At 57.6% G+C, this 7,351-nt stretch carries 6 protein-coding genes and 1 tRNA gene; 6 read left to right on the top strand and 1 reads right to left on the bottom strand.

Going from position 1 to position 7,351, the window contains the following annotated elements; translation table 11 throughout:
- Window positions 1-2 precede the first annotated feature (2 nt).
- Window positions 3-77: transfer RNA gene (locus AB3U87_RS08835), tRNA-Gln, on the top strand.
- 221 nt (window positions 78-298) lie between these two features.
- Here AB3U87_RS08835 and ubiF read toward each other — a convergent pair.
- The gene (ubiF, locus tag AB3U87_RS08830) at window positions 299-1,477 is read right to left on the bottom strand and encodes a 3-demethoxyubiquinol 3-hydroxylase (protein WP_253461079.1); all 1,179 of its coding nucleotides are present in this window, start codon (window positions 1,475-1,477) and stop codon (window positions 299-301) included.
- Window positions 1,478-1,640: 163 nt separating this feature from the next.
- Between ubiF and miaB the strand changes: the two genes are divergently transcribed.
- The 5 genes from miaB to lnt all read left to right on the top strand — a co-directional run bounded on the left by miaB (window position 1,641) and on the right by lnt (window position 7,292).
- The gene (gene miaB / locus AB3U87_RS08825) at window positions 1,641-3,065 is read left to right on the top strand and encodes a tRNA (N6-isopentenyl adenosine(37)-C2)-methylthiotransferase MiaB (RefSeq protein WP_253454906.1); all 1,425 of its coding nucleotides are present in this window, start codon (window positions 1,641-1,643) and stop codon (window positions 3,063-3,065) included.
- Between the two features lie 212 nt (window positions 3,066-3,277).
- Complete coding sequence (locus tag AB3U87_RS08820; RefSeq protein ID WP_253454907.1) at window positions 3,278-4,339, top strand: PhoH family protein; 1,062 nt, start codon at window positions 3,278-3,280, stop codon at window positions 4,337-4,339.
- Window positions 4,336-4,806 (top strand): rRNA maturation RNase YbeY, encoded by a 471-nt coding sequence (gene ybeY, locus AB3U87_RS08815; RefSeq protein WP_301252594.1) that lies wholly within the window; start codon window positions 4,336-4,338, stop codon window positions 4,804-4,806. The genes AB3U87_RS08820 and ybeY overlap by 4 nt, the downstream gene beginning before the upstream one ends.
- A gap of 67 nt (window positions 4,807-4,873) precedes the next feature.
- A complete protein-coding gene (gene corC / locus AB3U87_RS08810) occupies window positions 4,874-5,752 on the top strand; it encodes a CNNM family magnesium/cobalt transport protein CorC (RefSeq protein WP_125288572.1) in 879 nt (292 codons plus the stop codon).
- A 7-nt stretch (window positions 5,753-5,759) separates the two neighbouring features.
- Window positions 5,760-7,292, top strand: a complete 1,533-nt coding sequence (lnt, locus tag AB3U87_RS08805) for an apolipoprotein N-acyltransferase (RefSeq protein WP_253454909.1) — start codon at window positions 5,760-5,762, stop codon at window positions 7,290-7,292.
- Window positions 7,293-7,351 lie beyond the last annotated feature (59 nt).

The raw sequence follows: 7,351 nt of genomic DNA, 5'->3' as shown, positions 1-7,351 counted from the left end.
ATTGGGGTGTCGCCAAGCGGTAAGGCACTGGTTTCTGATACCAGCATTCCGGGGTTCGAATCCCTGCACCCCAGCCAATAAGTAAAGAAGCCCGCGCAAGCGGGCTTTTTTACGTCTGCGATCTTTCCTCACAACCGCTTTGCGATGCGCATACAACGCGTAAATCGCTCTTTATCCGCAGCAACAGCTAAAAAAGCCGCCGAACGCCGCAAATAATAAGGTCCTGTCGGACCTTAAGCTTAAAGAAACCTCTTGCGCTTCATACCCGTGCGCTGCGTCTGAAGCTGCGTATTAAAACCTATAATCCCAACGCGTAGCGCAACGCCTGCCGCTTCAGCACGCCCGACCTCTCCGCCGCCATCAGGCCCAGATTACGCAAAATACGTAGAGGCGCCGCCTGCGTACTGAAGGCGAAATAGAAGAGATCCATGCCGCTCTGCATCAGCAGATTATCCGTATGGCGTGAGCGCTGGTAGCGCAGCAGTACTCTTTCCGACGCCCAGTCTTCGGCCCGCTCGCGCGAGGCGGTCAGCGTATCAATCAGCGCGTCCACGTCGCGATAGCCTAAATTCACGCCCTGCCCCGCCAGCGGATTAATGGTGTGTGCAGCGTCGCCTACCAGTGCCAGCCCGGGCAGCACGTAGCGGGTAGCATGCCGGCGCACCAGCGGAAAGGATCCTGCCGCTACCGGCGTCACTTTGCCTAACCGCGCCGGGAAATGCGTTTTGATCTCCTCCGCCAGCTGCGCCATGCTCATAGCCTGTAGCTGACGAATCCTCGCCGGGCTGTCGTACCACACCAGCGACGCCCAGCCGTTAAACAGCGGCAAGAAAGCTCTTGGCCCCGTTGGCGTAAAGTGTTGCCAGGTACAGTCGCCGGCGTCGTGCTCGCAGCGCACGCTGATCAGCATACAGGCCTGCGCATAGTTCCAGCCGCGAATGCCAATGCCTGCCAGCTGGCGTACCTGTGAACTGGCGCCGTCGGCGCCCACTACCAGCCTGGCGTGAAGCTTTTCGCCGTCCGCCAGCGTCAATGCCCAGCCGCCGTTACAGGCCTGCAGCGTTTGCAGCCGCGCAGGCGTTTTCAACGCGACTTCCTGCTGCTGGAGCCGCTGCCAGAGCGCCCGTTGCAGTACGCTGTTCTCCACCATAAAACCCAGCTCCGGCAGGCCCAGCGAAGCGGCGTCAAAACCAACCTGCGCCGTCTGCCACTCCCATGTCTCCAGCTTGCGGTAAGGCGCGCTGCGCATTGCCTGAACGCGAGGCCAGACCTCCAGCTGCTTCAACAGGTCAACCGAAGAGGCGCCCAGCGCGGAAATGCGGATATCCGGATCGCTCTCGGCCACGAATTCAGCCGGCTCCTGCTTTTCCAATACCGTTACCTGAAAGCCCTGCACCGCCAGTCCGCTGGCCAGCGCCGCGCCTACCATCCCGCCGCCCACGATAGCGACATCCCATTTTTGCGTTGTTTCTGTCATCATATTTTCCTGTCCAGTGGACGTCCGACGGGCTAATTCTGTTACCCTAAGTGTACCGGATTTTTAGCGGCTGTTGAGAAAACGGCGCGGTGCTGGTCACCACAGCAGCAAAGCTTTACAATACGCGCCCTGCATTCTCTCCTGCATGATAAATGGCAACCAGATGACGAAAAAACTTTATATCAAAACCTGGGGCTGTCAGATGAATGAGTATGACTCATCCAAAATGGCTGACCTGTTAAACAGCACCCACGGCTATTCCCTGACGGAAGTGGCGGAAGAGGCGGATGTGCTGCTGCTCAACACCTGTTCCATTCGTGAAAAGGCCCAGGAAAAAGTTTTCCATCAGCTTGGGCGTTGGAAAACGCTGAAGGATCGCAATCCCGATGTGGTCATCGGCGTGGGCGGCTGCGTGGCGTCGCAGGAAGGCGAACATATTCGCCAGCGTGCGCATTTCGTCGATATTGTTTTCGGCCCGCAGACGCTGCATCGCCTGCCGGAAATGATCAATACCGTGCGCGGCTCCAAAAGCCCGATTGTTGATATCAGCTTCCCGGAGATTGAAAAATTTGACCGCCTGCCGGAACCCAAAGCAGACGGCCCGACGGCCTTCGTTTCTATTATGGAAGGCTGCAATAAATATTGTACTTTCTGCGTGGTGCCTTATACCCGCGGTGAGGAAGTCAGCCGTCCATGCGACGATATTCTGTTTGAAATCGCCCAGCTGGCGGCGCAGGGCGTGCGTGAAGTCAATCTGCTGGGTCAGAACGTCAACGCCTATCGCGGCGAAACCTTTGACGGCGAAGTCTGCACCTTTGCCGACCTGCTGCGCCTGGTGGCGGCGATTGACGGCATCGACCGCATTCGCTTCACCACCAGCCATCCGATTGAGTTCACGGACGACATCATTGAAGTCTACCGCGACACGCCGGAGCTGGTCAGCTTCCTGCATCTGCCCGTCCAGAGCGGCGCAGACCGTATTCTGACGCTGATGAAGCGCGCCCATACCGCGCTGGAATATAAAGCGATTATTCGCAAGCTGCGCGCGGCGCGACCGGACATTCAGATCAGCTCGGATTTCATCATCGGCTTCCCTGGCGAAACCCAGCAGGATTTTGAGCAGACCATGAAGCTGATTGGCGAGGTCAATTTCGACACCAGCTACAGCTTTATCTATTCTGCCCGTCCGGGTACGCCTGCCGCCGATCTGCCGGACGACGTGCCGGAAGAAGAGAAGAAGCAGCGTCTGTGGATCCTCCAGGATCGCATTAACCAGCAGGCGATGGCATGGAGCCGCCGGATGCTGGGCACCGTTCAGCGTATCCTGGTGGAAGGCACCTCGCGTAAGAACGTGATGGAGCTGTCCGGCCGTACGGAAAACAACCGCGTGGTGAACTTTGAAGGCACGCCAGAGATGATCGGCAAGTTTGTGGATGTTGAGATCGTCGATGTCTATACCAACTCGCTGCGCGGCAAAGTCGTACGTACCGAAGAGGAAATGGGCCTGCGCACTATTGAATCCCCGGCTTCCGTAATTGCGCGCACGCGCAAGGAAAACGAGCTGGGCGTTGGCCTGTTCCAGCCCTGATCCCACCGAATTTTTGCGGCGAATCTCACAGGTTCGCCGCCTGAAAACGCGTACGCGGCTTGCTTTCTGCGCACTGTGCCCAAATATCTTCACCTGCGCTTGCGCATTAGGGCGCAGCCATAAATAATTCCCTTATGGTCACGGCGTTACCGGCGTGACCAGCCTGTAAAAAGCCATCCTCAACCTGGCCCTGAGCGACCCAAAGGATTAGTTTGAATATTGAAACACGCGAAATCACTTTAGATCCTGCTGATAATCATCGCCTGCTGAGCCTGTGCGGCCCGTTCGACGACAATATCAAGCAGCTGGAACGCCGGTTAGGCATTGAGATTAATCGTCGCGATAACGCCTTTAAGCTGACGGGCAAATCACTGATTGTCGACGCCGCCGTTCGTATTCTGCGCGACCTTTATGTCGATACGGCTCCCGTACGCGGCAATATCCCGGATATCGATCCCGAGCAGATCCATCTGGCGATCAAAGAGAGCCGGGTGCTGGAACAGTCGGCGGAGAGCGTGCCGGAATATGGCAAAGCGGTCACCATCAAGACCAAACGCGGCGTCATCAAACCGCGTACGCCTAACCAGGCGCAGTACGTGGCAAATATGCTCGATCACGATATCACTTTTGGTGTCGGCCCGGCCGGTACCGGGAAAACTTACCTGGCGGTAGCCGCGGCGGTAGACGCGCTGGAGCGTCAGGAAGTGCGCCGTATCCTGCTGACGCGTCCGGCGGTGGAAGCTGGCGAAAAGCTGGGCTTTCTGCCCGGCGATCTGAGCCAGAAGGTCGATCCTTACCTGCGTCCGCTGTATGACGCCCTGTTTGAAATGCTGGGCTTCGAGCGCGTGGAAAAGCTGATTGAGCGCAACGTGATTGAAGTCGCGCCGCTGGCCTATATGCGCGGCCGCACGCTGAACGACGCCTTTATCATTCTGGATGAAAGTCAGAACACCACCATCGAACAGATGAAGATGTTCCTGACCCGCATCGGCTTCAACTCCAAAGCGGTCATCACCGGCGACGTCACGCAGATTGACCTGCCGCGCAACCTGAAATCGGGCCTGCGTCACGCGATTGAAGTGCTGGCCGACGTGGAAGAGATCAGCTTTAACTTCTTCCACAGCGAGGACGTTGTGCGTCACCCGGTGGTCGCCCGCGTGGTTATCGCCTATGAAGCCTGGGAAGCCGCCGACCAGAAGCGCCGTGACGCGCTGGCCGAAGAACGTAAACGCGAGGCGCTGGCGCTGCAGCAGGCCGCGCAGGAGCAGAAATGAGTACCGTAATACTGGATTTACAGCTGGCGTGCGAACAGCCGGAAGGTTTACCGGCCGAAGCGGATTTTCAGCGCTGGCTGGAAGCGGTGCTGCCGCAGTTTCAGGAAGAAAGCGAAGTAACGATCCGCGTGGTGGATGAGGCAGAAAGCCGCGAGCTGAACCACACCTATCGCAGCAAGGACAAACCCACTAACGTGCTGTCGTTTCCTTTTGAAGCGCCGCCGGGCATTGAGCTGCCGCTGCTGGGCGACCTGATCATCTGTCGCCAGGTGGTGGAGCAGGAAGCGGCAGAGCAGGAAAAACCGCTGCTGGCGCACTGGGCGCATATGGTCATTCACGGCAGCCTGCATCTGCTGGGCTATGATCATATCGAAGATGACGAAGCCGAAGAGATGGAGGCGATCGAGACCGAGATAATGCTTGCTCTTGGTTATGCCGACCCGTACATTTCGGAGAAAGAGTTCTAAACCGCGTCCCTTCCCCACCGGAAGGGACACCCTTAATCTCAGCAAGAGTGACAGAAACAAAAACGCCATGAGCGATGACCATTCACAGAACAACGACAGTCCCAGTAGCAAAAAGGGATTTTTCACCCTTATCCTCAACCAGCTGTTTCACGGTGAGCCTAAAAACCGCGACGATCTGCTGGAGCTAATCCGCGATTCCGAGCAGAACGAGCTGATAGACCAGGATACCCGCGACATGCTCGAAGGGGTCATGGATATCGCTGAACAGCGCGTGCGTGACATTATGATCCCGCGCTCGCAGATGGTGACGCTGAAGCGTAACCAGTCGCTCGACGAGTGCCTGGATACCATTATCGAATCCGCCCACTCGCGCTTTCCGGTTATCAGCGAAGATAAGGATCATGTCGAAGGCATTCTGATGGCGAAAGATTTGCTGCCTTTTATGAGTAGCGAATCCGCCCCGTTCAGCATCGAAAAAGTGCTGCGTCCGGCCGTAGTGGTGCCGGAGAGCAAGCGCGTCGACCGGATGCTGAAAGAGTTTCGCTCGCAGCGCTACCATATGGCGATTGTGATTGATGAGTTCGGCGGCGTATCCGGTCTGGTCACCATTGAAGATATTCTGGAGCTGATCGTCGGCGAAATCGAAGACGAATATGATGACGAGGAAGATCGCGATATTCGTCAGCTGAGCCGTCATACCTACACCATCCGCGCCCTGACGCCGATTGAAGATTTCAACGAGGTCTTTGAAACGCACTTCAGCGATGAGGAAGTGGATACTATCGGCGGGCTGGTGATGCAGGCGTTCGGGCATCTGCCCGCGCGCGGCGAAAGCATCGAAATTGAAGGCTATCAGTTCAAGGTCGCCATGGCCGACAGCCGCCGTATTATTCAGGTGCACGTCAAAATTCCGGAAAACGCGACGCAACCGATACTGGAAGAATAATTTCCCTATGGCTATTGCCTCTTTATACCAGCGCCAGCGGGTTCGCCTGCTTTTAGCGCTGCTGACGGGTGCCGCTGGCACCCTGGCGTTTTCGCCTTATGATTTCTGGCCCGCCGCGCTGGTTTCGCTTTGCGGCCTGCTGGCGCTGACCCTTAACCGCTCGACGCGCCAGGCAACCGCTATCGGTTTCGTCTGGGGTTTCGGCCTGTTCGGCAGCGGCGTTAACTGGGTCTATGTCAGTATCGCCACGTTTGGCGGCATGCCTGGCCCGGTCAACGTTTTTCTGGTGATCCTGCTGGCGGCTTACCTTGCGCTCTACACCATGCTGTTTGCCGCTCTGCTGAACCGGCTGTTCCCCAAAACCTCGCTGACGCGGCTGGCGCTGGCCGCGCCCGTACTGTGGCAAATCACCGAGTTTCTGCGCGGCTGGGTGCTCACTGGCTTCCCGTGGCTGCAATTTGGCTACAGCCAGATTGACGGGCCGCTAAAAGGGCTGGGGCCGCTGACGGGCGTGGAGGGCATTACCTTTGTCCTGACCATCGTCGCCGGGCTGGTGGTCTTTGCTGCGGCAAAACGCAGCTGGATAGCGGCCGTCGGCGCGCTGGCGCTGCTGCTGCTGCCCTGGCCGCTGCGCATGATTAGCTGGTATCAGCCGCAGCCCGGACGCACGGTAAATGTCGCGCTGGTGCAGGGCAACATTCCTCAGTCGCTGAAATGGGATCCCAACCAGCTTATCAACACGCTGAAAACCTATACAGCGCTGACGCGGCCTTACGTTAATAAGACGCCGCTGATTATCTGGCCGGAGTCGGCTATTCCCGATCTGGAAACCAATCAGCAGCCTTTCCTGCAAACCATAGACCGCGAGCTGCGTTCCCAGGGCAGCAGCCTGATCACGGGTATTGTCGATTCGCGACTGGAAAATAATCGCTATCACGATTACAACTCGATCATTGTGCTGGGTGATAAACAGCCCTACAGCTACGAAAGCGGCAGCCGCTACCAGAAAAACCATCTGGTGCCATTTGGCGAATTCGTGCCGCTGGAGGCGTTATTGCGTCCGCTGGCGCCCTTTTTCGATCTGCCAATGTCTTCGTTTAGCCGTGGCGCCTATCGCCAGCCGCAGCTCCAGGCGGGCGGCTATAAGCTGACGGCGGCAATTTGCTATGAAATCGTGCTGGGCCAGCAGCTGCGGGATAATTTCCGTCCCGATACCGATTTTCTGCTGACTATCTCTAACGATGCCTGGTTCGGTCATTCCATTGGGCCGTGGCAGCATTTCCAGATGGCGCGGATGCGCGCGCTGGAGCTGGGCCGACCGCTGCTGCGCGATACCAACAACGGCGTGACGGCGGTAATTGATGCGGACGGCAGCGCGGAAGAGATGATCCCGCAATTTGTTCCGGATGTACTGGCAACCGGCGTTACGCCAACCCGTGGACTTACGCCGTACGCGCGTTTCGGCAACTGGACGGTATGGATTGTGACAGCGCTGTTTGCTGCGGCCGCCCTGTTTACCGGCCGGCGGAACAGACGCTGATAGTTAAAGCGCAGGGCGTTTTGCCGGCTCCCTGCGCTTTATTTCCTCCATGCCTTTCA

It is taken from the genome of Erwinia plantamica, from assembly GCF_043420595.1.
In the GTDB taxonomy this organism is placed as follows: Bacteria; Pseudomonadota; Gammaproteobacteria; order Enterobacterales; family Enterobacteriaceae; genus Erwinia; species Erwinia aeris.
The sequence above is the reverse complement of the archived record's forward strand: the minus strand, read 5'-3'. Positions and strand labels throughout refer to the sequence as shown.

Coding starts and splice junctions, on each gene's coding strand:
- ubiF (WP_253461079.1), bottom strand. CDS start 1,477: ATGACAGAAACAACGCAAAAATGGGATGTCGCTATCGTGGGCGGCGGG.
- miaB (WP_253454906.1), top strand. CDS start 1,641: ATGACGAAAAAACTTTATATCAAAACCTGGGGCTGTCAGATGAATGAG.
- ybeY (WP_301252594.1), top strand. CDS start 4,336: ATGAGTACCGTAATACTGGATTTACAGCTGGCGTGCGAACAGCCGGAA.
- corC (WP_125288572.1), top strand. CDS start 4,874: ATGAGCGATGACCATTCACAGAACAACGACAGTCCCAGTAGCAAAAAG.
- lnt (WP_253454909.1), top strand. CDS start 5,760: ATGGCTATTGCCTCTTTATACCAGCGCCAGCGGGTTCGCCTGCTTTTA.